This window comes from Mesorhizobium sp. M0136 (assembly GCF_040322515.1).
Lineage (GTDB): Bacteria > Pseudomonadota > Alphaproteobacteria > Rhizobiales > Rhizobiaceae > Mesorhizobium.
Genome location: NZ_JAMYTP010000003.1, coordinates 227,592 through 253,206, shown reverse-complemented (window position 1 = coordinate 253,206; position 25,615 = coordinate 227,592). Strand labels below are relative to the sequence as shown.

Here is a 25,615-nt window from a genome sequence, read left to right as displayed (position 1 = left end):
TGAGCGGAAAACGCCTGGGGCCGTTCAACGTGAGCGTCGATGACGCCTCGCGAGACTGCGGCTGTTGCCGATGGGAACATCAAAAATGGGGAATCCACGTAAATGAGCACGATAGTCACCACCTTGGTGCCGCCTGCCGAAGGGCAGCTGCACCGGAACATCGATTGGCGCGGCGCCTTCTGGGTCGCAAGCGGCGTTCCGGCCCTTGTCCTGTTTTCGATCGGCGGCATCGCCGGCACTACCGGAACGCTGGCCTTCCTGATCTGGACCGTATCCATGGTCATGGGCTTCCTGCAGTCCTTCACCTATGCGGAAATCGCCGGGCTGTTCCCGAATAAATCCGGCGGCGCCTCGATCTATGGCGCCACCGCATGGCTGCGCTATTCGAAATTCATTGCGCCGCTTTCGGTGTGGTGCAACTGGTTCGCCTGGTCGCCGGTGCTGTCGCTCGGCTGCTCGATCGCCGCAGCCTACATCCTCAACGCACTGGCGCCGGTGCCGCTGTTCACCGACACTTCGCCGGAAGTCGCCGCCTATATTGCGGCCCATGCCGGAACCAGCGCCGCTGACGCCATCACCGCGGTCACCGCGGCGGCGACGCCGGCGATCCGTAACTGGACGCTCTACGGTCACACGCTTGGCCCGGTTTCCTTTACCTTCAACGCCACCTTTTTCATCGGCGCGGTGCTGATGCTGATCATCTTCTCGATCCAGCACCGCGGCATCCTGGGCACGGCCAACGTGCAGAAATATATCGGCCTGCTGGTCATCATCCCGATGCTGATCGTCGGCGTGGTGCCAATCGTCACCGGCCAGATCGATTGGGCAAATTTCTCGCCGCTGGTGCCGCTCGCGGCAGCCTATGCGCCGGAGCCCGGCGCATGGAACATCGCCGGCTGGACGCTGGTGCTCGGCGGCATGTTCATCGCGGCATGGTCGACCTACGGTTTCGAGACCGCCGTCTGCTACACCTCCGAATTCAAGAACCCCGGCACCGATACCTTCAAGGCGATCTTCTACTCCGGCCTGTTGTGCATGCTGCTGTTCATCCTGGTGCCATTCACCTTTCAGGGCGTGCTCGGCTTGAACGGCATGCTGGCGACGCCGATCGTCGACGGCTCCGGCGTTGCCGATGCGCTGGCCGGCATGGTCGGCGGCGGACAGCTGATCCACAGCCTGCTGGTCATGCTGATGATCCTGGCGCTGGTGCTCTGCATCATGACGGCGATGGCCGGCTCTTCGCGCACGCTCTACCAAGGTTCGGTCGACGGCTGGCTGCCGCGCTACCTCAGCCATGTCAACGAGCATGGCGCACCGACGCGGGCGATGTGGACCGACCTGGTCTTCAACCTGATCGTGCTGGCCATCGCCTCGGCCGACGCGACAAGCTTTTTCTTCATCCTCGCGGTGTCGAATTGCGGCTATATCATCTTCAACTTCCTCAACCTCAATGCCGGCTGGATCCACCGCATCGACAATGGCCACATCGCGCGGCCCTGGAAGGCGCCGAGCTGGCTGCTCGGCCTCGGCGCGGTCTTCGCCTACGTCAACGCGGTCTTCATGGGCGCCGGAGCCAAGGTCTGGAACCCGATGGCATTGTGGGCAGGGCTGATCACGGCAGCCTTGATCATCCCGGTGTTCTGCTTCCGGCATTACATCCAGGACAAGGGCAAATTCCCCGACCACATGCTGGCCGATCTCGGCATGAGCTCGTCCGACCTTACGGTGCGAAAGGCAGGCATGCTGCCCTATCTGACGCTGATCGCCGGCGTCGCGGTGATGCTGCTCGCCAACTGGCTGTTCGTCATCTGAGGCTTGCCTTGAGGGATCGGGTGCGCGATGCGCCCGATCCCCTGCCGGAACATCGAGACGCCCGGCACGTCGATTATTTGAGGCATAGCCCTATTTTGTTCTTGCTTTGTGCCGGCAGCTATGCTACTAAATTGGGTATGGTGCCAATTGGCTCCAAAGACCCGCCTCCCGAGGCGGGTTTTTCGTTTCTGACCCTGTTGGCGCCAGGCTCAATCGATCTTGATGAACACGCCCTTGGTGTTGAGGTATTCGTCGAGGTGTTCGGCGCCGCCCTCGCGGCCGTAGCCGCTCATTTTGTAGCCGCCGAAGGGCACGGCCGGATCGATGGCGTGATAGGTGTTGACCCAGACCGAGCCGGCGCGGATCTTGCGTGACAGCTGGTGGGCGGTAGCGAGATTTTGGGTGAAGACCCCTGCAGCCAGGCCGTAGGGCGTGTTGTTGGCCCGCTCGACCGCCTCGTCCAGCGAATCGAAGGGCAAGGCTGAAATCACCGGCCCGAAGATCTCCTCGCGGGCGATCTTCATGTCGTCCGAGACTCCGGCAAAGACAGTCGGCGCGACGAAATTGCCGGCGGCAAGCGCGCCTTCCACAAGCCGGGTGCCTCCGGTGACGAGTTTCGCCCCTTCCGCAGTGCCGGCCTCGAGGTAACCGGTGACCCGTTGCAACTGCTTTTCGGAGACGAGCGGGCCGATCTCGGTCGCCGGGTCGATGCCGTCGCCGACCCTGAGACCCTTGGCATATGCCGCCAGCCGCTCGACGAACTCGTCATGGACGGCGCGTTCGACGAAAAGGCGCGAGCCGGCAATGCAGATCTGGCCGGAATTGGCGAACACCGACATCGCCGCCACCGGTACCGCCTTGTCGAGATCGGCATCGGCGCAGACGATGACCGGCGACTTGCCGCCGAGCTCCAGGGAGACGCGCTTGAGGTTGCCGGCCGAGGCCCGCACGATCGACTGGCCGGTTGCCGTCGAGCCGGTGAAGACGATCTTGTCGACGCCCATGTGCTCGGCGAGTGCCGCGCCTGCCTCGGCGCCGGTGCCGGTGACGATGTTGACGACGCCTTCCGGGACGCCGGCTTCGTTCATGATGTCGGCGATCAAAAGCGGCGTCAGCGGCGCCTCTTCCGATGGTTTCAGCACGATGGTGCAGCCGGTCGCCAGCGCCGGGCCGATCTTCCAGATCGACGCCGCCGTTGGCGCGTTCCAGGGAATGATGGCGCCGACGACGCCGACCGGCTCCTTGCGGGTGAAAGAGACGATTTCGCCGGGCAGCGAGTTGTCGATGGTCTCGCCGTGCAGCGCCGTCGCCATGCCGGCATAGTAGCGCAGCATGCCGATGACGCGGTTGCGGTTGGCGCGGGTGCGTATGATCGGCATGCCCATGTCGGTGGTGTCGGAGCGGCTGATCTCTTCCCAGTTCTTTTCGAAGAGATCGGCGATCCTCAGCAGCAGCACCTGCCGCTCATAAGGCTTGAACCGGCTCCACGGCCCCTCGAACGCCTTGCGCGCAGCAGTCACCGCCAAGTCGATGTCCTGGCGGTCGGCGCGCGGTACTGTGGCGATGACCGCGCCGGTGGCGGGGTTGCGGCTCTCCATGGTCCGACCGGAGCGGGCATCAACCCAGCCACCGCCGATGAACATCCGGCGATGGCGCCCGTCGATCGGCAGCCGCAGCGCCGCCGTTGTCTGAGCCATGGTCATAACATCCTCCTCCGGCGCCTACGCCCGGTGGGCGGATTAAACCGCCGGAGGTCACATTTGCCAACAGCTCTATTCGGCCGCCAGGGCCAGTTGCGGCCTTTCGTTCTTTTCTTCCGTCTCGGCCGGCTGCTCCACCACCTTCTTGGGCTCCCTGCCGAAGAACAGCGCATAGGCTGCCGGCAGGACAAGGATGGTCAGCACCGTGGCGACGAGAATGCCGCCCATCATGGCGTAGGCGAGCGGCCCCCAGAAGACGCCGCGCGAGATCGGGATCAGCGCCAGCACCGCCGTCAGCGCGGTCAGCACGATCGGCCGGAACCGGCGCACCGCCGAGCCGATGATGGCCTCGGAACGCTCCACGCCGGCGGCAATGTCCTGGTCGATCTGATCGACCAGGATGATCGAGTTGCGCATGATGATGCCGAGCAGGGCGATGACACCGAGGATGGCGACGAAGCCGAACGGCGCGCCGCTGATCAAAAGTGCCGCGGCCGCGCCGATGATGCCGAGCGGACCGGTCGCCAGCACCAGCATCGCCTTGCCGAAATGCTGCAGCTGGATCATCAGCAGCACGACGATGACGGCCAGCATGATCGGTGCTTTCGCCGCGATCGAGGCCTGGCTTTCGGCCGCATCCTCGGCGCCGCCCTGGATCTCGATCTTGTAGCCGGGGGCGAGGCTGGCGCGCAGGCCCTGCATTTCGCTGTACATTTTCATGGCGACATCGTTCGGCTGCACGCCATCCGGAAGCGTGGCGCGTACGCTGATGGTCGGCAAGCGGTCGCGCCGCCATTCGACGCCTTGCTCCAGCACCGGGACCACCTTGGCGACCTGCGACAGCGGCACGGAGCCACCGAAATCCGTCGGGATATAGACGGAGTCGACCGCCGACAGCAGGTGACGGCTTGCCTCCGGCTCACGGGCGACGATTGAAACCGTCTCCTCGCCGTCACGGAAATCATCGAGCGGCGCTCCCGACATGGTCGCCTGCAGCATCTGGCGGATGCGCTGCGAGGTGACGCCGAGCGCACGGGCACGATCCTGGTCGATCACCAGCTTCATCGCCGGCACCGGCTCCAGCCAGTCGTCGTGGATGGCGCCGAGCAGCGGATTTGCCTGGAACTTCGCCTTCACCTCGTCGGCGATGCGGCGCACCTCCTGGCGATCCGGACCCATGACACGCATCTGCACCGGCCAGCCGGTCGGCGGACCGAGGAACAGGCGATCGACCTTGGCGCGGATCGATGGGAAATCTTCGGCCAGGATGGTGCGCAGCTTGACGATCAGCCGCTCGCGGGCCGGTTCGTCATTGGCCATCACCAGAAGCTGGGCGAAGTTCGGGTTGCGAAGCTGCTGGTCGAGCGGCAGGAAGAAGCGCGGCGCGCCTTCGCCGATATAGGTGGCTATGAAGCGCTTGTCCTTGTCGTCCATCATCCTGGCTTCGAGCGCCTTGGCCTGGGTCTCGACTTCCTTGATGCTGGTGCCTTCCGGCAGCCAGAGATCGACGAGGATTTCCGGACGCGACGATTGCGGGAAGAAATTCTGCGGAATGGACTGGAACGCCCACAGGCTGGTGGCAAACGTCATCAGCGTCATCACCAGGACGATGATGCGGTGGCGCACCGCCCATGCCACGGTCGAGCGAAGACGGCGGTAGAAGCGCGTGTCGAAGACATCGTGATGGTTGCCGGCGTGCTTGCGCTGCTTCAGGATCATGTGGCCGAGCCACGGCGTGAAATAGACCGCCGCAAACCAGGACACGACCAGCGCGATGCCGACGACGTAAAAAAGGGTGCGCACATATTCGCCGGCGGTCGAGGCCGCGAACCCGACGGGAATGAAGCCGGCCGTCGTGATCAGCGTGCCGGTCAGCATCGGGAAAGCGGTCGAGGAGTAGGCGAAGCTCGCCGCCTCGACCTTGACCAAGCCTTCCTCGAGCTTTCGCTCCATCATTTCGACGACGATCATTGCGTCGTCGACCAACAGCCCAAGGGCGATGATCAGCGCGCCGAGCGAAATGCGCTGCAGGTCGATGCCGAGCTCGTACATGATGGCAAACGTGGCCGCCAGCACCAGCGGAATGACGATCGCGATCACCAGGCCCGAGCGCCAGCCGATCGACAGGAACGATACGAAAAGCACGATCAGCAGCGCTTCGCCGAGCGCTTCCATGAACTCGCTCACCGCCTCCTTCACGACATGCGGCTGGTCGGAAATCTGATCGACCGAAACGCCATAGGGCAGCGCCTCTTCGAAGCGCTTGTAGGTCGCTTCGACGTCCTTGCCGACGTCGGTGACGTTGAAGCCCTTGGCCATGACGACGCCGAGCTGGACGCTGTCGTGACCGTTGAAACGATATTTGCGCTGGTACGGATCCTCGAGGCCGGAGGTCACGGTGGCGATGTCGCCGAGGCGGGTCACCTGGTTGCCGGCGCGCAGGCGAAGCTCGCGGATGTCGGCCGCCCTGGTGACATCGCCCTCGACCGAAATGCGCACCGAACGCTGGCCGGTGTCGACAGAACCTGCCGGATCGACATTGTTCTGGCCTCGGATCGCATTCTGCAGGTCGGTCAACGTCAGGCCGCGTTCGGCGAGCGCCTTGGATGAAACGTCGATGTAGAGTTTTTCCGGCTGGTCGCCGATGATCACGGCCTTCTCGACACCGGGCGTCGTCAGCAACATGTCACGCGCCTGGATGGCGAATTTCTTCAGCTCGGGATAGCTGTAGCCGTCGCCGCTGATCGAATGCAGGGTGATGAACGTGTCGCCGAATTCGTCATTGAAGTAAGGCCCGAGCAGCCCCTGCGGCAGCTCATTGGCGATATCGCCGACCTTCTTGCGCACCTGATAGAAAGCATCGGCGACCTGCGCCGGATTGGTGTCGCCCTTGACCTGCAAGGTGATGATGGCGCTGCCGGCGCGGGTATAGGAGCGGACAAAATCGAGGTGCGGGGTTTCCTGCAGCTTGCGCTCGATCTTGTTGACGACCTGGTCCTCCATCTCCTTGATCGAGGAGCCTGGCCAGATCGCCTGGACAACCATGACGCGGAAGGTGAAATCGGGGTCTTCCTTCTGGCCCATGCGCATCAGGCCGAGCGCACCGGCGACGATGATCAGCCCGAACAGGAAGCGGGCAATGCTCGGATGGCCGATTGCCCAGCGCGAAAGATTGAAAGACCGCTTTTCATTGGTGTCGATGGTCATCGGCGTCAGTCCGTTTCAATTTGATCAACAGAGCACGCGCTTTCGCATGCCCAAGGAACTTCCGATGTGGGCTTCCGGGCGGCGTGGCTTTCCGAGTTGAGAGATCTACATCGCGGTGGGACACGAGGATCGACGTGGGGGTTACATCGACCTGAGAACTCGAAAATCGGGGGCGCCTGCCGCCCGGAAACCGTGAATTGCCTGGCCGTCAGCGCAAGCGCCTTGCAGCGTCGTCATCGGCCGATGCCGACTGTTGCGCTGCATCACCGGTCAGCTTGACTTTCAGATTCTCGGTCATGAACTGCGTGCCGGCGGCGACGACCACGTCGCCCGGCTTCAGCCCATCGGCGACGCTGACGCCGTCGGGGGTGAAGGCGGCGACCTTGACCGGATGCGCATGGACGGTCCCGCCATTGCGGTCGACGGTCCAGACGATCGATTGGCTGTCCTTTTGCGCCAACGCGGCCAGCGGGATCGACACCAGCTGCTGCCGGTTGTCCGCTGCGGCTTCGATGGAGGCGGTCATGCCTAGCAGCACGCGAGGATCGTTGGGCAGGCTGACGCGAACGGCAAAGGTGCGCGACTGCGGATCGGCGCTGCCGGCGACTTCGCGGACCTTGCCGTCGAGCGTCAGCGCCTCGTCGGACCAGAAGCCAGCCTTGACAGTCTTGCCCGGCTTGAATTCGGCGATATCGGTTTCGGGAACAGCGATCAGGACTTCCTTCTCGCCGTCGATGGCAACGGTCACCACCGGCGTGCCGGAGCCGACCACCTGGCCGACATCGGCGGCAACGGCGGTGACGATGCCCTTCTTGTCCGCCTTGAGATCGGTATAGCGGACCTGGTTCTGCGCCTGGGCAAGCTGCGAGCGGGCGGAGTCTCGCGTGGCGACCGCCTGATTATAGGCGAGCGTCGCCTGCTCGAGCTGCGACTTCGGCGCGAAATTCTTGGCGTAGAGCTGTTCGGCGCGCTTGCGCGTAAGCTCGACTGTCTCGACCTGACGGTCGGCAGCATCGAGGCTAGCCTGAGCGCTTCTCACCGAAAGCTCGTAGTCGGTGGGATCGATGCGGGCGAGAACGTCGCCCGGCTTGACGCGGTCACCGATGTCGACAAGGCGCTCGGTGATCTTGCCGTTGATGCGAAAGCCGAGATTCATCTCGGTGCGGGCACGCACCGATCCGGAATAGGAAAGCTGACGGGTATCACTCGCCTTGGCGATCTCGACCACCTTGACCGGGCGGATGATCTCGGTGACCTCGGCTTTCTCCTGCGAGCAGCCGGCGAGGCCGAGGGCGGCAACGACAATCAATGCCAGGCCGGCGACCGGTCGCCCGTTGGTGATGGACTTGGACAAAGACACTTTTCGTACTCCCGAACTGTGGAGATGAATTCTCGGCATCGCCGCCCGACGGGCGGCAACGGTCATTTCTTCAAGGCTCTGATGGCAAAGTCGGCAAGCTCGTCCGGCGTTGCCCGGTTCTTCTTGGCGAGGCACTGGGCCACCATCTGCGGATGACAGAGGCTGATAATGGCAGCGCCGAAACACCGGGAAGCGATCACCGGATCCTGATCGACGAACTCGCCGGTAGCGATGCCCTCGCGGATCACTTCCGCGACCAGTTCATGGATGCTGTCGATGTGCTTTTCGATGACGTGCCAGTCGCGCTCGATGGCGACGATGACCATCTCGTGCACCTTCTCCTGGTCGATCATGGTCTCGAGCGTCCACTGATAGTGCGTACGCACGTAGCGGCGGAGCTTTTCGCTGGCGGTGCCGGGGCCATGGCAGGCCTCGTAGGTCAACCGGTAGCAGGTCTCGAGCATACGGCCGCAAACCGCCTGGTGGATTTCGACCTTGGAGGCGAAGAAGCGATAGATGTTGGCAGTCGACATGCCAAGTTCGCGCGCTATGTCGGCGACGTTGGTCTTGCCGTAGCCGTAGTGGCGGAACAATCGCTCCGCGCAATCCAGGATGCGCGTGACATTTTCCTGGCGGGCGGAATCGGCGGCGGTGTCTAGGGTTTCAAGCATCTCGTTTGCCAAAATTTACGACTGACGAATTTAGAATTTCGTCACTCGTAAATTGAAAACCGTCACCTGTCAAGGCACGATTTTGGCCGCTGACGACAGAGGGTGACATCTCTGGACGGAGTTGGCCCATGAAGCGCATGGGATTGGCGCCGGGCGCGCCTGCGACAGCGCGCGTCTTTTTGTGCGAAGGATTTTTGGAAAGATGCTTTCCGAAATCGGTTCCGTTTCGGATCAGGCGCTAAGGCTGCTTCGCCATCTCCCGCAGCCGGAACTTCTGGATCTTGCCCGTCGAAGTCTTCGGGATTTCGGCGAAGATCACCGCTTTCGGCACCTTGAAGCGGGCGAGCAGCGCGCGGCAGTGCTCGATGATTTCGGCCTCGGTCGCCGCCTTGCCCGGCTTCAGCTCGACATAGGCGACGGGCACCTCGCCCCATTTATCGTCGGATCGGGCGACAACGCCGCAGGAAGCCACGGCGGGATGCTTGTAGAGCGCCTCCTCGACCTCGATCGAGGAGATGTTCTCGCCGCCGGAGATGATGATGTCCTTGGAACGATCCTTGAGCTGGATGTAGCCGTCCGGATGCATGACGCCGAGGTCGCCCGAATGGAACCAGCCGCCGGCAAAAGCCTCGTCGCTCGCCTTGCGGTTCCTGAGATAGCCCTTCATGACGATATTGCCGCGGAACATCACCTCGCCGATCGTCTCGCCGTCGGCCGGCGTTTCTTGCATGGTCTGCGGGTCCATCACCGTCAGGCCTTCGAGCGCGGCGTAGCGTACGCCCTGCCTGGCCTTCTTCGCCGCCCTCGCCCCCTTCTCCAGCCGGTCCCACTCGCCATGCCATTCGTTGACGACGGCCGGGCCGTAGGTCTCGGTCAGGCCGTAGAGATGGGTGACGGCAAAGCCCGCATCGGCCATGCCCGACAGCACCGCCTCAGGCGGCGGCGCCGCGGCGGTGTTGAAGGTGACGGTCTGCGGAAACTGCCGCTTGTCCTCGTCCCTGGCGTTGATCAGCACCGACATCACCACCGGCGCGCCACACAAATGGGTGACGCCGTGATCGGCGATGGCGTCGTAGATCGGCTTCGGCCGCACCCAGCGCAGGCAGACATGGGTGCCAGCCTGGACGGCAAGCGTCCAGGGAAAGCACCAGCCGTTGCAATGGAACATCGGCAGCGTCCACAGATAGACCGGGTGCTTGCCCATGCCGGCATGGATGGTGTTGGCATAGGCCATCAGTGCCGCGCCGCGATGGTGACAGACGACGCCCTTCGGATTGCCTGTCGTGCCGGAGGTGTAGTTGAGCGAAATGGCATCCCATTCGTCGTCCGGCATCGACCAGGCGAAATCCTCGTCGCCGTCGGCGACAAACGCCTCATAGTCCAGCGTGCCGATCCGTTCCCCCTTGGGATAGGGCGCATCGGCGGCATAGTCGGGATCGTCGTAATCGATCAGCAGCGGCCTGACCTTGGCCAGCGTCAGCGCTTGCCGGACCACGCCGGCGAATTCGCGGTCGACGATCAGCACCTTGCTTTCGGCGTGATCGAGCTGGAAGGCAATGACGGCGGCGTCGAGGCGGGTGTTGAGCGAGTGCAGCACCGCCTTGGTCATCGGCACGCCGAAATGCGCTTCCAGCATCGGCGGTGTGTTGGACAGCATGACAGTGACGGTGTCGCCCTTGCCGATGCCGCGCTTAGAAAGGGCCGAGGCAAGCCTCAGCGAGCGTTTCCAGAAATCGCGATAAGTCGTGCGCCGGCGGCCATGAATGATGGCGACCTGGTCGGGAAAGGTTTTTGCCGCCCGCTCGAAATAGGTGAGCGGCGTCAACGGCTGATGGTTGGCCGGATTTCGATCGAGGTCCTGTTCGTAGGGATTGCCCATCCCGTCCTCCGCAATCTTCGTCGATAACTTTAGCTACCGGCTTCCGGCCCGTCACCACCAACGATGCCATCATAGACCGCGTTTGGCATAAGAACGGTCTAGATTCGGCGAGCGAAAGCGCATCTATTCCTTCCTCCAATTTGACTTTTGTCGAGAGCCATGAATAATGTCAGCGAGGAGATGGCATGGCGATCCGACCGGCAGAACAGCTTATCCACAAGGCCGCCTGGCTTTACTACGCACACGGCTTGCGCCAGGACCAGGTGGCCAGCCAGCTCAAGATTTCGCGTGCCTCGGTGGCCATGTATCTGCGCAAGGCGCGCGAGACCGGCATCGTCAACATCTCGACCTCGACCCAGCTTTTCACCGACGACGTGCTGGCGCGGGAGCTGGAAGACGCGCTGAAGCTCGACGCCGTCTGGATCGCGCCGGAAAACGGCTATGTCGCCGACCCGTCCACCGACATCGCGGTACTTGCGGCAAGCGTCTTCCTCGAGCTGGTCAGGAAGGGCGACCGCATCGGCGTCGCCTGGGGGCGGACCATCTACACCATCGCCGACATCATGTCCTATGCCGATCTGCAGGACGTCACCGTGGTGCAGCTCTGCGGCAATCTCGGCGCCCCCTATTCGTACCGGCCAGACCAATGCACCATGGAGATCGCCCGCCGGCTCAACGCAAAGGGACTGAATTTTTACGCGCCGCTGGTGCTGACGACGGAAGAACTGGCACGCGGCCTGCGCGCCGAGCCGGTGATCCGCGAGCAATTGTCGGGCATCGGTGACTGCAACCTGGCGCTATACTCGGTCGGCTCAGTGGATACCGACAGCCATCTGGTCAAATGCGGCGCGCTGACGCCAAGCGAAATGGCTGCATTGCGCAAGGCGGGTGCGGCCGGCGTCATTGCCGGGCAAATCATCGACGCCCAGGGCCAGGCGCTCGACTGCAGCTACAACCGCCGGCTGATTTCGGCGGAGCTGTCATCGCTGCGCCAGATCGAAAAGCGCCTTGTGGTGGTGCAGGAGGAGAGCAAGTTCGAACCGCTCGTCGCGGCGATCGCCGGCGGGCTCTGCACTCATCTCGTCGTCGGCGCGCGCATGGCACGACGGCTGCTCGACCATGCCGGAGCGGCAGCAGAAAAGGTCGCCTGATAGTTGATTCCAGCCGCCGGTGCATTGTCATCAAAGCGTCGCGGCATTCCTGTTCACAACAAAGAGAAATCGGACGAAGCTGACATGAAGAACCTATGGAATGACGGCGAAGCGGAGAAGCTGGTCGCCGACTATGCAAAGAAGGGTGTGGCCCGCGACCTGGCGTTGCGCGTCTACACGACCAGGCTGCTGGGCGGCGAGCCGCGGCTCGTCCTACATGGCGGCGGCAACACCTCGTGCAAGACCAAGGCCACCGATCTTGTCGGTGACGAGTGGGACGTGCTCTGCGTCAAGGGCAGCGGCTGGGACATGGGCGTCATCGAGCCGCAGGGGCTGCCGGCGGTCAAGCTCGGCGCGCTGTTGAAGGCGCGGTCGCTGAAGAAGCTCTCCGACGAGGACATGGTCGCGCTGCAGCGGGCGAACCTCATCGATCCGTCCTCGCCAAATCCATCGGTCGAGACGCTGCTGCACGCCTTTCTGCCGCACAAATTCGTCGACCACACGCATTCGACCGCAATCCTCGCCATCGTCGACCAGGAGGACAGCGAGGCGCTGAGCCGCAAGGTGTTCGGCGAAAAGATGGGCTTTGTGCCTTACATCATGCCGGGCTTCGATTTGGCGAAGGCGGCCGCCGATGTTTTCGACGCCGATCCGATGGTCGAAGGCCTGATCCTCGACAAGCATGGGATTTTCACCTTCGGCGACGATGCCAAACAGGCCTATGACCGGATGATCCATTACGTGAACGTCGCCGAGGATTTCATCGCCGGGAACGGCAAGCCGCGCACCGAAAAGCTGGCACTGCCAGCCGGGCTGGCCAAGCCCGCGGAGATTGCTCCGATGCTGCGCGGCGCGGTGGCGGTGGCGCGCGGTGAAGGCCGCTTCGACCGCATGATCAGCGATTTCCGCACCTCGGATGCGATCGTGGATTTCATCAATTCGGCAAAAATTGGCGACTATGCCGGGCGCGGCGTGTCGACACCCGACCTGTCGATCCGCATCAAGACCGGACCGATGGCACTGCCGGCGCCCGACGCTGACAAGGTAGGCGACTACAAATCCGTCATCCGCCAGCATGTCGAGAAATTCGCCAAGGACTATCGCGCCTATTTCGACACCAATGACGCGCTCGACGACGTGAAGCGCACCATGCTCGATCCGATGCCGCGGCTGACGCTGGTGCCCGGCCTCGGCATGTTCGGCCACGGCCGCACGCTCAAGGAGGCGAAGATCGCCTCCGACGTCGGCGAAATGTGGATCGAGGCGGTGCGCGGAGCGGAAGCGGTCGGCGACTTCCGTCCACTGTCCAAAGCCGACCTGTTCCCGCTCGAATACTGGTCGCTGGAACAGGCCAAGCTCGCCTCCAACAAGCCGAAGCCGCTGACTGGCCAGGTTGTGCTGGTCACCGGCGGCGCCGGGGCGATCGGTGCTGCCACGGCAAAGCTGTTCGCCGACAACGGTGCCCATGCCGTCGTCGTCGATCTCGATGGGTCAAGGGCTGCCGAGGCGGCAAAAAAGGCCGGCAACGGTTCGATCGGCATTGGCGCCGACATCACCGATCCGACGCAGATGCGCGCTGCGTTCGACAAAGCGGTCGACGTCTACGGCGGCCTCGACATTCTCGTCTCGAATGCCGGCGCTGCCTGGGAGGGCCGGATAGGCGAGCTCGACGACGCCACCTTGCGCAAGAGTTTCGAACTCAATTTCTTCGCACACCAGTCGGCGGCGCAAAATGCCGTACGCATCATGCTGGAACAGGGTACCGGCGGCGTGCTGTTGTTCAACACCTCCAAGCAGGCGGTCAATCCGGGGCCGAAGTTCGGCGCTTATGGCGTTCCCAAGGCGGCAACGCTGTTTTTGTCCAGGCAATATGCCCTCGACTACGGCGCGCATGGCATCCGCTCCAATGCCGTCAACGCCGACCGCATCCGTTCGGGGCTGTTGACCGATGCCATGATCGCCAGCCGCTCGGGCGCACGCGGCGTGTCGGAGAAGGAGTACATGTCCGGCAACCTGCTCGGGCAGGAAGTGACGGCCGAAGACGTCGCCCAGGCCTTTCTGCATCAAGCGCTGGCCGAGCGGACAACCGCCGATGTGACGACGGTTGACGGCGGCAACATCGCGGCGGCGTTGAGGTAGATCTAAACACCGGGCCAACAAAAAAAAGAGCGGCCCGCGAGCCGCTCTTTTCCTTTGCCGATAGCGAAAGACTACTTCGCGTTCGGGTTCGGCATCCAGGCCGGCATGGCGACATCGGCATGGGCGAACTGCGGCAGCTTGGCCGAGAGGTCCTCCATGTTCTTGATGTCCTTGTCGATCAGATCCTTCTGAGTGATCAGCGTCGGCGGCACGATGACGTTGTGGCCGGGATCTTCACCGGCCAACAGCTGCGCCAGCGCACGCACCGAGACCTGGCCGACGACGGCCGGGTTGGTGGCGGCGGTTGCCGCCCAGGCGCTGTCGGGCTCGCGCATCGCGGCGATGTCCGACGTAGAGATGTCGGCCGAATAGATCTTGATGTCCTTGTTCAACCCGGCCTCGTCGACGGCGATCTTCACGCCTTTGGCGAATTCGTCATAGGGCGCGAACATCACCTTGATGTCGGGATGAGCCGACAACACCGAGCGAGCCTGGTTGGCGACCGAATTGGCGATCGGATTGTCGAGCGTGCCGAACATGGCGACTTCGTCGATGCCCGAATATTTCTTCTTGAATTCGAGCCAGGTCTCGTTGCGCCGGTCGAGCGGCGCGATGCCGGCGACATAGACATAACCGGCCTTCCAGCTCTCGCCATTGTCCTTGACCGCCTGTTCGAGTGCGAGGCGCGCGAGGTCGCGGTCGGATTGCTCGATCTGCGGGATCTTGGGGTTTTCGACATTGACGTCGAAGGCGACGACCTTGATGCCGGCATCGACCGCGCGCTGGGCGGCGTCCTTCATCGATTCCGTCAGTCCGTGCTGGATGATGATGCCCTGGACGCCGAGCGCGATGGCCTGGTCGACCATGTCCGCCTGAAGCGCCGCGTCCTGGCGGCTGTCGAGCACGCGCAGGTCGACGCCGAGTGCCTTGGCCTGCGCCTCGACGCCGGACAAATACGCCTGGAAGAAGTCGCCGGTCGAGAGATAGCGCACCAGCGCTATCTTGACGCCGCCCGGCTTGTCGAACGGCGCCGGCCGATCCTGCGCCATCGCTGGCAACTGCATCAGCAATGTTGCGCCGGCAAGCCCGAGCGCTGCCTTCCCCAAAAGTCTTCTTGTGATGTTCACGTCGCTTCCTCCACTTGTTGAACCCAAAATGTAACCGGTCGAAACCTATCTCCTGCCCCTACCGGACAGGGCGAAGGTGAAGACAAGGGCGACCACGAGAACCACGCCCTTGACGAAATCCTGCGTGTAGTAAGGCGCGTTCATCATCGTCAGGCCCTGCAGCAGCACGCCGACAAACACCGCGCCGACAGCCGTGCCGAAGGCGTTCGGCTTGGCGGCGCCGAGAACCGCGTAACCGATGAGTGCCGCAGCCACCGCGTCGAGCAACAGATTATTACCCGAGGCGATGTCGCCACGTCCAAGCCGGGCGGCGAGCAAAATGCCGCCGGTCGAGGCAAAAACCCCAGAAATAACGTAGGCCCAGATTTTGTATGCCTTGACAGGCGCGCCGGCGAGTTCGGCAGCGCGTTCGTTGCTGCCGACCGCATACATCATGCGCCCGAAACGCGTGTATTCTAGAAAGAACCAGATCAGTACGGCCAGCACGAGCAGGACGACGACCGACACCGGGATGAGGTTCGGGATGAAGAAGTCGAAGCGATGGCGGCCAAGCGCCAGGAACGCGGCGCCGAAGCTGCCGTTGGCGACCGAGCCGTCGGGCATGGTCATGCCGGTGGCGATCGAACGGCCCTCGGTAGGTATGCGCTGCAGGCCGACAAGCAGGAACATCATGCCGAGCGTCGCCAAAAGGTCCGGCACCCGCATATAGACGATCAGCCAGCCATTGATGAGGCCGACGACGGCGCCGATCACAAGGCAGACGACGACCGCCACGACGGCGTTCTGTTCCAGCACCACCATGACGTAGGCAGCCGCCATCATGGCGCTGGTGGCGACCGAGCCGATCGACAGGTCGAAGCCGCCGACGACCAGCGTAGCGGTGACGCCGAGCGCCAGAACGCCGGTGATGGCGACCGACTGGAAGATGAAGACGGCGCTTTGCGGCGAGACGAAACCATCGGCGGCGACGGCGAAATAGGCGATCAGCCCGAACAACAGAACGATGAAGCCGTAGCGAATAGCATGGTCGCGCAGGATCATTCAGCGCTCCCGCACGCTGGCACCGTCTTTATCCGACCCGAATTCATACCCTCTCCATTCCAATTCTCATCGTCTTCCCGCTGTCAGGCTGCGCTGTGCAACGGCCCGCCCGCCACTTCGGCCAATAGCCGCTCGAGATCGACATCGGTATTGCGGTGCTCGCCGACGATCGTCTGCTCCGACATCACCAGGATGCGATCGGCTGTCTCCAGGGCTTCGTCGAGTTCGGTGACGAACAGCAGCGTCGCGCGGCCGTGGGCGCTCGCCCGCAGCTTTGCGGCGATATCGCGTCTGGCCGAGATGTCCACACCTTGAAACGGCTCGTCGAGGATGAAAAGCCTTGCCGCCTGCGACATCCAGCGGGCGACCATCACCTTCTGCTGATTGCCACCGGAAAGCGACGCCATCTCGTCCCTCTCGGAGCGGCAGACGATGCCCAACTCCTGGATCTGCTGGCGGGCAACAGCGCGTTCGATACCGCGTTTGAGAACACCGAGACGCGACATGCGACTGTGGAACGGCAGGCTGATGTTTTCCTGGATGTTGAAGTCGCCGACGATGCCGTTTTCGCCCCGGTCCTTGGCGACGAGAAACACGCCGGCGGCAATCGCTTCGCCGGTCGACGCCGGCGCATAGGGTTTCCCGTTCAGCACCATGGTCCCGGACAGCGGCTTGCGCAAACCGAACAGCGTCTCGGCGAGTGCGGTCTTGCCGACACCGACGAGGCCGGTGATGGCGACGACCTCGCCGTCGCCGAGGGTCAGCCAAATCGGCCTGGCGCCTTCAGCAATCCGCAACGCATCGGCAGTGAAAATTGCTTTGGCCGAATTCCTGGCGACGATCCGCTCGAGCTGGATCTTACGGCCGAGCATGGCGTTGACCGCACCTTCGTAATCCAGCGGCTTCTTGTCGAAGATACCTGAGATAACCCCATCGCGCATTGAAATGATGCGATCGGCAAGCCGTCTGATATCCGACATACGGTGCGAGATGTAGAGGATCGCCACGCCTTGCTGGCGGAGCCGGTCGAGCAATGCGAACAGCCGGTCGGCTTCGGCGCTGGACAGCGAGGAGGTCGGCTCGTCGAGGATCAGCACTTTCGGCCGGTGCGCCATGGCGCGGGCGATCGCCACCATCTGGCGATCGGCCAGAGAGAGATCGCTGATCCGGGCCTTGAGGTCGATGGCCAGTCCCATACGGTCGGCCACCGCCTTTGCCTCGCGACGCACTCGGCCCGGATTGAACAGCGTCGGCACGCCGCTGCCGCTCAGCCTGTCGAGGGTAAGGTTGGTTGCGACGTCGAGGTCGGCGACGACGCCGTCATTGATGTTCTGGTGGACAGTAACGACGCCGGCGCGGATCGCCTCCGCCGGCGTTTTCGGGTCGAACTCATGCCCGGCAAGCGACATCGAGCCGCCGCCATGGTCGTAAACGCCGCTGATGATCTTGACGAGGGTGGATTTGCCGGCGCCGTTGGCGCCCATCAGCACGGTCACTTCGCCGGCATGCAATTCGAGCGAGACGCCGCCAAGCACCTCGATATGGCCAAAGGATTTCCTCAGGCCGTCGACGCGGAACACGGCATCATTGCCCATTCGTTCCTCCCTGACCGTGACGCTATGGGCTATATCGGCAATTGTCAACACGATTGACAATTGCCAGAAGGCTTCCTAGCTTGGCCCGGCCGCCATGGCTCCGCTATCATCGGAGCACATAAGCGGGAGGTGAGGATGACTGGGAAATCGCCGTTCGAAGCACTGTCGGTCGAGACACTGGCGGGCCGTCTCGGTGCCAACGAGGCCCTGTGTTCGCAGATCGGCAAGGATACGAGCCAGTGGAAGGTTCGTGAAGTCGGCGACGGCAATCTGAACCTTGTGTTCATCGTCGAAGGTGCTGAGGGTGCGGCCGTCGTCAAGCAGGCCCTGCCCTACGTCCGGCTGGTCGGCGACAGCTGGCCGCTGCCGTTAAAACGCTCCTTTTTCGAATACCATGCGCTGACGCGGCAACAGGCACGGGCGCCGGGTTCGGTGCCTGAGATCTACCACTTCGATGAAGGCCAGGCGCTGATCATCATGGAGTACCTGTCGCCGCACATCATCCTGCGGCGGGCACTGATCGAAGGCCGGCAATTGCCGAACATCGCGAAAGACATCGGCTTGTTCATGGCCCGCACGTTGTTTCGCGGCTCCGACCTGCATATGGCGACCAAGGATCGCAAGGCCGATCTGGCGCTGTTCGCCGACAATGTCGAACTCTGCGACATCACCGAGAACCTGGTTTTCTCGGATCCGTATTTCGATGCCAAGATGAACCGGCACACCAGCCCGCAGCTCGACGGCATTGTCGCCGAGCTGCGCGCCGACCGCGACCTCAAGGTCGAGGCGCAGCGCATGAAGCACATCTTCGCTGCCAATGCCGAGACGCTGCTGCATGGCGACCTGCATTCCGGCTCGATCATGGTCACCGACACCGAAACGCGGATGATCGATCCCGAATTCGCCTTCTACGGCCCGATCGCCTTCGACGTCGGCATGCTGCTCGCCAATTTCTGGATGGCGTTCTTCTCGCAGCGCGGCCATGAACAGGGCGGAAGCCGCGATGCCATGCGCGACTATCTGCTCGGCGTTACGGTCGAGACATGGTCGGTATTCCGCGTCGAGTTCTCGCATCTGTGGCGAACCGAGCGTACCGGCATGCTCTACCACAAGAGTCTGTTCGAGGATCAGGGCGACAGGCTTGGCGCCGAGCAGGCGCTAGACCACATGCTGCAGTCGATCTGGACCGATCTGCTCGGCTTTGCCGGCGTCGAGGTTCACCGGCGCATTCTCGGCCTTGCCCATAATGCCGATTTCGAGACCATTGCCGATCCTGATCTGCGCGCCAGATGTGAGGCAAAGGCGCTGAAATTCGGCCGTCACCTCGCCGTCAACCGGCGCCAGATCCACAGCATCGACGAGGTCAACCGGTTGGCCGCGCTGATCGAACGGGAGAGCAGGATTTGAACGTCGGCGACCGCCACTACCGCACCATCTGGCCGAGTGACGACGGGCGTTCGGTGGAGATCATCGACCAGCGCTGGCTGCCGCATGATTTCCGCATCGAAAAGATCGATACCGTCGCCGGCATCGCCACGGCAATCCGCGACATGTGGGTGCGCGGGGCGCCGCTGATCGGCGTCACCGCTGCCTATGGCGTCGCCATGCAGATGGCCGACGACCCGTCGGATGCGGCACTCGACGCCGTCTGGGCAACCTTGCACGAAACGCGCCCGACGGCGATCAATTTGCGCTGGGCGCTGAACGAAATGCAGCGCTTCCTGCTGACGCTTCCCCTGGCAGAACGTGCCGCGGCTGCGTATCGGCGTGCCGGCGAGATCGCCGACGAGGATGTCGGCCTCAACCGCGCCATCGGCGCCCATGGGCTCGAAATCATCAAGACGATCGCGGCGCGCAAGCAGCAGGGCGAACCGGTCAATATCCTGACCCACTGCAACGCCGGCTGGCTGGCCACCGTCGACTACGGCACCGCCACCGCGCCGATCTATCTGGCGACGGAAGCCGGCATTCCAGTCCATGTCTATGTCGACGAAACGCGACCCCGCAACCAGGGTGCCCAATTGACCGCCTGGGAGATGGCCGGCCACGGCGTGCCGCATACGCTCATTGTCGACAACGCCGGCGGCCATCTGATGCAGCGTGGCCAGATCGACATGGTCGTCGTCGGCACCGACAGGACCACCGCCGACGGCGATGTGTGCAACAAGATCGGTACCTATCTCAAGGCACTGGCCGCCGCCGACAACGACGTGCCGTTCTATGTCGCGCTGCCGTCGCCGACGATCGACTGGACCGTGGGCGACGGGCTGGCCGAAATCCCGATCGAACAGCGCTCGCCCGACGAGGTCTCGCTGGTCTGGGGCAAGACCGCGTCCGGCGAGATAGCCCAGGTCCGCGTGTCGCCGGAAGCCACGCCGGCGGCCAATCCGGCCTTCGACGTGACGCCGGCGCGGCTGGTCACCGGTTTGATCACCGAACGCGGTGTCGCTACGGCCTCGCGCGAAGGCCTGAAGACGATGTTTCCTGAGCGCGGATGATCGGCTTTTCCGGGAGGGCGCTCTGGATTGCCTCATCTCACGATTTCTTGACCACGGCACGGTTAAAAACGCCCGTTGCCTGTCCCACATGGACGGCCGTATGCGTAGCGGCGGGGCGGCGCCCAACGCTCGAAGCCGGGGTTGACCACGGCCCGGCGAGTGAACAAGCGGGGTACCGCGATGTCATTCAGACCATTGCTTGGTGACGGACGGGTTCGGAGCCAGGACGAGAAGTCGGAGCCCCTGCAAACCGCGTCATGGGTCAGCTCCTCGATCGTGTTCGACAACCGGCGGTGGGCGTGCCGGGAGGCGGAGCTCCGCTGGACAGCCCCTCATCATCTGATCGTGCTGACCGAAGAAGGCGGCACGTCCCATACATCCATCCGGCACGAGGCACGATCCCTTTACGATGGAATGGACCGTCCCGGAGCCCTCACCTTCGTCCCGGCAGGCGCGGAGCGACAGGGCTTCTATCGCGATGTAAACCTCTCCTATTCAGCCCTGTGGATCGATCCCGATATCAGGCTTCCCGGATGCGAACGCCTGAGGAACCTGCCTATACTGGTAAACAAGAAAGACGCGGTCGTCGCCACGCTCCTGAGTTCGCTTCGCGACGAGATGGCACTCGGCCACAAGCCAGACACTGCCTATGTCGAGCATCTGGTCGCCCTGGTCAGCCTCCGCGTGGCCAACCTGAGCCGGGAGCAACAGCGGTTTGTACGTCACGGCTGTCTCAGCCGCCGAGCACTTGGTCGCGTTCGGGATTACATCGATGCGCATATGAATTCCGACATTTCGCTAAGCGAGCTGGCAGCCGTCGCGGGCATGGCCGTCGACAGCTTTGCGCGTCGCTTCAAGGCGACGACCGGCCTTGCACCCTATGCCTATGTGATCGAGGAACGGGTGCGGCGAGCGGAGGTGTTGCTGCGCGAAACGGGTTTGTCGATCGGTATCATTGCCTTTCGGCTCGGCTTTTCAAGCCAGAGCCACTTCACCACGACCTTCCGACGTCTCAGGGGCACGACGCCTCGTGCCTATCGGATGAATTCTTCTCCAGAATCCTGATAGTGCCGCCGGTTTCTTGAAAGAAAGGCGCCGCGCGCACTCCCACCTCCAGTGTCGTTGGGTGACAGAACCCGAGGGTTGCTCGGGTCAAGTTGCCGTCTGCGCTTCATTGCGACTGGGAGATCATGCATGGCCAAAACGGACAACAGGAGCGGGCCGACGCGTCGGATGGTATTGGAAGGTGGTGTTGCGACCGGGGTGCTCCTGGCGGCCGGAATACCGGTTGACGCCGAGCCGGCCGAGACCGTCACGGCGGCTGCATCGTCCTCGCCGGTACCGACGATGACGATGTCGTTGCGGATAAACGCGAAGGATCTTGCCATCGAGCTAGACCCGCGGACGACGCTGCTCGACGCCCTGCGCAACCATCTCGGCCTCACCGGCTCGAAGAAGGGCTGCGACCACGGCCAGTGCGGCGCATGCACGGTGCTCGTCGATGGGCGCCGGATCAATGCCTGCCTGACGCTTGCCGCAATGCATGAAGGCGACGAGATCACCACGATCGAGGGCCTTGCCGAGGGTGACCGGCTGCATCCGGTCCAGGCCGCCTTCATCGCCCGCGACGGTTTCCAGTGCGGCTACTGTACGCCAGGCCAGATCTGCTCGGCGGTCGGCATGCTGGGCGAGGCGCGGGCCGGCTGGCCAAGCCATGCGAGCGCCGACGTGGCGGCGGCTTCCGTCGCTCTCACCGATGTCGAGATCCGCGAGCGGATGAGCGGCAACATCTGCCGTTGCGCCGCCTATCCGAACATTGTCGCTGCAATCCGCGACGCGGCAGAGGAGGCATGAGCAATGCAGTCCTTCACTTATGAACGTGCGACGAGTGCCGAGCAGGCGGCCGCCGCGGTTGCGGCCCGGCCGGACGCCAAGTTCATCAGCGGCGGCACCAACCTGCTCGACCTGATGAAGCTCGAGATCGAGCGCCCAGCGCATCTCGTCGACATCAGCCGGCTGCCTCTTGATCGGATCGAGGAGACGGCGGAAGGCGGGCTTCGTGTCGGCGCCCAGGTCCGCAATAGCGATCTCGCCGCCGACCCACGGGTAAGGTCGCGCTACCCGATGCTCACGCAAGCGCTGCTGGCGGGAGCGTCTGGACAGATACGCAACAAGGCCTCGACCAGCGGCAATCTCCTGCAGCGTACGCGCTGCCCCTACTTCTATGACCGCAACATGCCCTGCAACAAGCGCCAGCCGGGTTCGGGCTGCGCGGCGCTTCAGGGCTTCAACCGCATGCACGCCGTACTCGGCGCGAGCGAAGCCTGCATCGCGGTACATTCTTCTGACATGGCAGTCGCCATGTCCGGGCTCGACGCCTGGATCGAGACCGTCTCGCCCGGCGGTGAGACCCGCACGATCACGATCGGCGATTTCCATCGATTGCCCGAGGCGACGCCCCATGTGGAGACCGTGCTCGGCCACGGCGAAATGGTCGTTGCGGTTACCCTGCCGCCGCCACCACCCGGCCGGCAGCTTTACCGCAAGGTGCGCGACCGTGCCTCCTACGCCTTCGCGCTGGTGTCGGTGGCAGCAATCGTCGAGAAAAGCGGCGACCGTATCCGAAGCGCTCGGATCGCCATGGGCGGCGTGGCAGCGAAACCCTGGCGCGCGACGGAGGCGGAGCGCGCGCTGGCAGGCGCGGCGGCGTCCGACGGTGCCTTTACCGACGCGGCCGAAGCCGCGCTCGCCGGAGCCGTCGGGCATGGCGCCAATGATTTCAAGGTCCCGCTGGCGAAACGGACGATGCGGCACACGCTCGCTGCTGCCGCCGAGAGTGCATGAGGTGATGCGATGACAGAGACGAAGACCAGCGAGAACCATCCTTCCGAAACGCGCAATGGCTTAATCGGGCGGCCGATCGACCGCATTGACGGTCCGCTCAAAGTGACGGGCGGCGCCACATACGCTTACGAGAATGCGCTGGATGGTACAGCCTATGGCTACATTCTCGGCGCCTCCGTCGCCAAGGGCCGCATCGCCGAGATCGACACGACCGAAGCCGAACGGGCGCCGGCAGTGCTGCTCGTCATGACGCACCGGAATGCGCCGGCCCAGCCGGATTTCGGCCCATCGGTCACGCCGACGGTGCCGGAGGTCTTCACCCGCGCCCGGCCCGCGCTCAACAGCGATCGGGTGCGGTATTACGACGAGCCCGTCGCGCTGGTCGTTGCGGAGACGTTCGAGGCTGCACGCGCTGCTGCGGGCCTCATCAGAATACGCTACGAGAAGGAGCCGGGCCTCTACGATCTAACGGGCCATCAGGCCGACGCCTATGCACCAAAGCGGACAAATGCCGGCTTCGAGACCGACAGCGTGATCGGCGACTTCGAGAGCGCCTTTGCTGCGGCCCCGGTCAAGATCGATGCCACGTACCGGACGCCTTTCGAACATCACAATCCAATGGAGCCGCATGCGACGCTCGCCGCCTGGTCAGGCAACGAGCTGACGATCGATACATCGGCGCAGACCCTCGCGAACTTCCGGGCCGGGGTCGCCAGCACGCTTCGCATCCCGCCCGAGCGTGTGCGCATCATCAGCCCGTTCATCGGCGGAGGCTTCGGCTCCAAGCTGATTGCCCATGCCGATACGATCCTGGCCGCGCTTGCAGCGCAGGTCCTGCAGCGTCCCGTGAAGATCGCGCTGACGCGACAACAGATGTTCGCCAATGCCGGACACCGCGCAGAGATGATCCAACAGGTGCGTCTCGGCGCGGACACCGATGGGCGGCTCACCGGGATCGCGCACGAGGTCTGGTCGGCAACGTCCAGCTTCGAGGAGTACTGCGAGCAAACGGCAGTGTTTGCCCGCTCGCTCTATGCGGCGCCGAACCGTCTCACCCGCCATCGCCTGGTTCCGCTGGACATCAACCGCGGCGAATGGATGCGCTCGCCCGGCGAAGCGCCCGGCATGCTGGCCTTCGAATGTGCAATGGATGAACTCGCCGAGCGGGTCGGCCTGGATCCGATCGAACTCAGGGTCCGAAACGAGCCGGCACAGGATCCCGAGCGCGGCGTGCCGTTCTCTACCCGCAATCTCGTCGCCTGCATGGACGAAGGCGCCCGGCGTTTCGGTTGGGAGCGGAGAAACCCGACACCTGGCCGCACCCGAGAGGGCCGCAAGCTCATCGGCTACGGCATGGCGGCGGCGATCCGTCCGAACTACATCGGCGCGGCGACGGCGCGGGTTGCGATCGACCGGGACGGTCGGGTGACGGCGCGGCTCGACATGACCGATATTGGGACCGGCACCTATACGATCCTGACCCAGATCGTGGCGGAGAGCCTCGGCCTGCCGATCTCGTCCATCAAAGTGGAGCTTGGCGACAGCCGCTTCCCGCGTACCGCCGGCTCCGGCGGGTCCTGGGGCGCAGCAAGCGCGGGTTCGGCGCTGCACAACGCCTGCAACGCTCTGAAGGAACGCATCCTGGAGGCGGCGCAGTCGAACGAAGCCTCGCCGTTGCGCGGCGCGAACGCCACCGAGGCAAGCTTTGCCGACGGCGAGGTCAGGGTCGGCCAGCGATCGGCGAGCCTGGCCGATCTTATCCGAGGGATCTCTCTCGACGGGCTCGAAGCCGAAGGCTCCGTAGCCGCGGGCGCCACTACCCAGTCATACAAGACCTATTCAGCATTCCTATGGCGCGCATTTCGCAGAGGTCGCTGTCGATTGCGATACCGGTGAAATCCGCATGCGCCGGATGCTGACTGTGATCGGCGCGGGCCGTATCCTCAACGCCAAGACCGCGCGCTCGCAAATCATCGGCGGCATGACCTGGGGGATCGGTGCAGCGCTGATGGAGCAGACGGTGCTCGATCCGCGCTACGGCCACTTCGTCAATCACGATCTTGCCGAGTATCATGTGCCGGTCAATGGCGATGTCCCCGATATGGAGGTCGCCTTCCTCGAGGAAGATGACGACAAGGCCAACCCGCTTGGCGCAAAGGGTCTCGGCGAGCTCGGCGTGTGCGGTGCCGGGGCAGCTGTCGCCAACGCCATTTACAACGCGACCGGCGTGCGAGTGCGTGAATTTCCCATCACCTTGGACAAGGTGCTGCCTGCCTTGCCTGTGATCGCCATTTGACTCTGCAAATTGTCAGCGCCTCCTCGCCCTCAAGGGTGACCGCGACGCCGGTGGTTGACAGCGTCATCCAGCCCTTCCATACAAACGCGGTCAATGTTCTCAGGGCGGGGTGAAAGTCCCCACCGGCGGTGAAGGGTTTCGGCCCAAGCCCGCGAGCGCCTTCCAGATGATCGGAAGGGTCAGCAGATCCGGTGTGATTCCGGAGCCGACGGTCAAAGTCCGGATGGAAGAGAACGAATGGAAGACGGTCCGCTTTCGCGGTTCGGATTCCGTATCGTGCGTCCTGATTCTGGTT

General features: G+C 63.5%; 16 protein-coding genes, 1 pseudogene and 1 riboswitch. Of the genes and pseudogenes, 9 read left to right on the top strand and 8 right to left on the bottom strand.

The features are described 5' to 3' along the window. Positions 1–102 precede the first annotated feature (102 nt). Positions 103–1,812 carry a trimethylamine N-oxide permease gene (locus NKJ35_RS04955; RefSeq protein WP_352645374.1) on the top strand — a complete coding sequence of 570 codons (1,710 nt, stop codon included), beginning with the start codon at positions 103–105 and terminating at the stop codon, positions 1,810–1,812. Positions 1,813–2,021: 209 nt separating this feature from the next. Here the strand turns inward: NKJ35_RS04955 and NKJ35_RS04950 are convergent, their stop codons facing one another. The 5 genes from NKJ35_RS04950 to NKJ35_RS04930 form a co-directional block, all read right to left on the bottom strand. Next, positions 2,022–3,515, bottom strand: a complete 1,494-nt coding sequence (locus tag NKJ35_RS04950; RefSeq protein WP_352645373.1) for an aldehyde dehydrogenase family protein — start codon at positions 3,513–3,515, stop codon at positions 2,022–2,024. Between the two features lie 69 nt (positions 3,516–3,584). Next, entirely contained in the window at positions 3,585–6,719 is a 3,135-nt protein-coding gene (locus NKJ35_RS04945; RefSeq protein WP_352645372.1) for an efflux RND transporter permease subunit, read from the bottom strand. 208 nt (positions 6,720–6,927) lie between these two features. Continuing rightward, entirely contained in the window at positions 6,928–8,079 is a 1,152-nt protein-coding gene (locus NKJ35_RS04940) for an efflux RND transporter periplasmic adaptor subunit (protein WP_352645370.1), read from the bottom strand. Positions 8,080–8,141: 62 nt separating this feature from the next. Then, entirely contained in the window at positions 8,142–8,750 is a 609-nt protein-coding gene (locus NKJ35_RS04935; RefSeq protein WP_352645368.1) for a TetR/AcrR family transcriptional regulator, read from the bottom strand. Positions 8,751–8,988: 238 nt separating this feature from the next. Beyond that, the gene (locus NKJ35_RS04930) at positions 8,989–10,629 is read right to left on the bottom strand and encodes an acyl-CoA synthetase (RefSeq protein WP_352645367.1); all 1,641 of its coding nucleotides are present in this window, start codon (positions 10,627–10,629) and stop codon (positions 8,989–8,991) included. 185 nt (positions 10,630–10,814) lie between these two features. Here NKJ35_RS04930 and NKJ35_RS04925 point away from each other — a divergent pair, with 185 nt between their 5' ends. Then, on the top strand, positions 10,815–11,780 hold the full coding sequence (locus NKJ35_RS04925; RefSeq protein WP_254818705.1) for a sugar-binding transcriptional regulator: 966 nt from the start codon (positions 10,815–10,817) through the stop codon (positions 11,778–11,780). Between the two features lie 84 nt (positions 11,781–11,864). Continuing rightward, positions 11,865–13,919 carry a bifunctional aldolase/short-chain dehydrogenase gene (locus tag NKJ35_RS04920; RefSeq protein WP_352645366.1) on the top strand — a complete coding sequence of 685 codons (2,055 nt, stop codon included), beginning with the start codon at positions 11,865–11,867 and terminating at the stop codon, positions 13,917–13,919. A gap of 71 nt (positions 13,920–13,990) precedes the next feature. Here NKJ35_RS04920 and NKJ35_RS04915 read toward each other — a convergent pair whose 3' ends face one another. The 3 genes from NKJ35_RS04915 to NKJ35_RS04905 form a co-directional block, all read right to left on the bottom strand. After that, positions 13,991–15,046: a substrate-binding domain-containing protein gene (locus NKJ35_RS04915; RefSeq protein WP_352645365.1), complete on the bottom strand. Its 1,056-nt coding sequence runs from the start codon at positions 15,044–15,046 to the stop codon at positions 13,991–13,993. Between the two features lie 45 nt (positions 15,047–15,091). Next, positions 15,092–16,087, bottom strand: a complete 996-nt coding sequence (locus tag NKJ35_RS04910; RefSeq protein ID WP_352645364.1) for an ABC transporter permease — start codon at positions 16,085–16,087, stop codon at positions 15,092–15,094. Between the two features lie 83 nt (positions 16,088–16,170). After that, the gene (locus NKJ35_RS04905; RefSeq protein WP_352645363.1) at positions 16,171–17,682 is read right to left on the bottom strand and encodes a sugar ABC transporter ATP-binding protein; all 1,512 of its coding nucleotides are present in this window, start codon (positions 17,680–17,682) and stop codon (positions 16,171–16,173) included. A gap of 135 nt (positions 17,683–17,817) precedes the next feature. Here NKJ35_RS04905 and mtnK point away from each other — a divergent pair, with 135 nt between their 5' ends. From mtnK to NKJ35_RS04875, 6 genes and pseudogenes are all read left to right on the top strand, one after another. Then, a complete protein-coding gene (mtnK, locus tag NKJ35_RS04900; protein ID WP_352645362.1) occupies positions 17,818–19,089 on the top strand; it encodes an S-methyl-5-thioribose kinase in 1,272 nt (423 codons plus the stop codon). After that, positions 19,086–20,180: an S-methyl-5-thioribose-1-phosphate isomerase gene (gene mtnA, locus NKJ35_RS04895; protein ID WP_352645361.1), complete on the top strand. Its 1,095-nt coding sequence runs from the start codon at positions 19,086–19,088 to the stop codon at positions 20,178–20,180. Before mtnK ends, mtnA begins: the two co-directional genes overlap by 4 nt. A 180-nt stretch (positions 20,181–20,360) precedes the next feature. After that, on the top strand, positions 20,361–21,245 hold the full coding sequence (locus NKJ35_RS04890) for a helix-turn-helix domain-containing protein (RefSeq protein ID WP_352645508.1): 885 nt from the start codon (positions 20,361–20,363) through the stop codon (positions 21,243–21,245). A 129-nt stretch (positions 21,246–21,374) separates the two neighbouring features. Then, complete coding sequence (locus NKJ35_RS04885) at positions 21,375–22,034, top strand: 2Fe-2S iron-sulfur cluster-binding protein (RefSeq protein ID WP_352645359.1); 660 nt, start codon at positions 21,375–21,377, stop codon at positions 22,032–22,034. Between the two features lie 3 nt (positions 22,035–22,037). Then, positions 22,038–23,024, top strand: coding sequence for an FAD binding domain-containing protein (locus NKJ35_RS04880; RefSeq protein ID WP_352645357.1), 987 nt, complete (start codon positions 22,038–22,040; stop codon positions 23,022–23,024). 9 nt (positions 23,025–23,033) lie between these two features. Beyond that, positions 23,034–25,320 (top strand): annotated as a pseudogene (locus tag NKJ35_RS04875) (xanthine dehydrogenase family protein molybdopterin-binding subunit). Between the two features lie 91 nt (positions 25,321–25,411). Next, positions 25,412–25,559, top strand: a riboswitch (FMN riboswitch). The last annotated feature ends 56 nt before the right edge of the window (positions 25,560–25,615 follow it).

What these genes read in the sequence shown, in the direction of transcription:
- NKJ35_RS04905 (WP_352645363.1), bottom strand. Translation starts at nt 17,682, where the DNA reads ATGGGCAATGATGCCGTGTTCCGCGTCGACGGCCTGAGGAAATCCTTT.
- NKJ35_RS04950 (WP_352645373.1), bottom strand. Translation starts at nt 3,515, where the DNA reads ATGACCATGGCTCAGACAACGGCGGCGCTGCGGCTGCCGATCGACGGG.
- NKJ35_RS04910 (WP_352645364.1), bottom strand. Translation starts at nt 16,087, where the DNA reads ATGATCCTGCGCGACCATGCTATTCGCTACGGCTTCATCGTTCTGTTG.
- NKJ35_RS04955 (WP_352645374.1), top strand. Translation starts at nt 103, where the DNA reads ATGAGCACGATAGTCACCACCTTGGTGCCGCCTGCCGAAGGGCAGCTG.
- NKJ35_RS04880 (WP_352645357.1), top strand. Translation starts at nt 22,038, where the DNA reads ATGCAGTCCTTCACTTATGAACGTGCGACGAGTGCCGAGCAGGCGGCC.
- NKJ35_RS04925 (WP_254818705.1), top strand. Translation starts at nt 10,815, where the DNA reads ATGGCGATCCGACCGGCAGAACAGCTTATCCACAAGGCCGCCTGGCTT.
- NKJ35_RS04930 (WP_352645367.1), bottom strand. Translation starts at nt 10,629, where the DNA reads ATGGGCAATCCCTACGAACAGGACCTCGATCGAAATCCGGCCAACCAT.
- NKJ35_RS04945 (WP_352645372.1), bottom strand. Translation starts at nt 6,719, where the DNA reads ATGACCATCGACACCAATGAAAAGCGGTCTTTCAATCTTTCGCGCTGG.
- NKJ35_RS04935 (WP_352645368.1), bottom strand. Translation starts at nt 8,750, where the DNA reads ATGCTTGAAACCCTAGACACCGCCGCCGATTCCGCCCGCCAGGAAAAT.
- NKJ35_RS04885 (WP_352645359.1), top strand. Translation starts at nt 21,375, where the DNA reads ATGGCCAAAACGGACAACAGGAGCGGGCCGACGCGTCGGATGGTATTG.
- NKJ35_RS04890 (WP_352645508.1), top strand. Translation starts at nt 20,361, where the DNA reads ATGTCATTCAGACCATTGCTTGGTGACGGACGGGTTCGGAGCCAGGAC.
- mtnK (WP_352645362.1), top strand. Translation starts at nt 17,818, where the DNA reads ATGACTGGGAAATCGCCGTTCGAAGCACTGTCGGTCGAGACACTGGCG.
- NKJ35_RS04920 (WP_352645366.1), top strand. Translation starts at nt 11,865, where the DNA reads ATGAAGAACCTATGGAATGACGGCGAAGCGGAGAAGCTGGTCGCCGAC.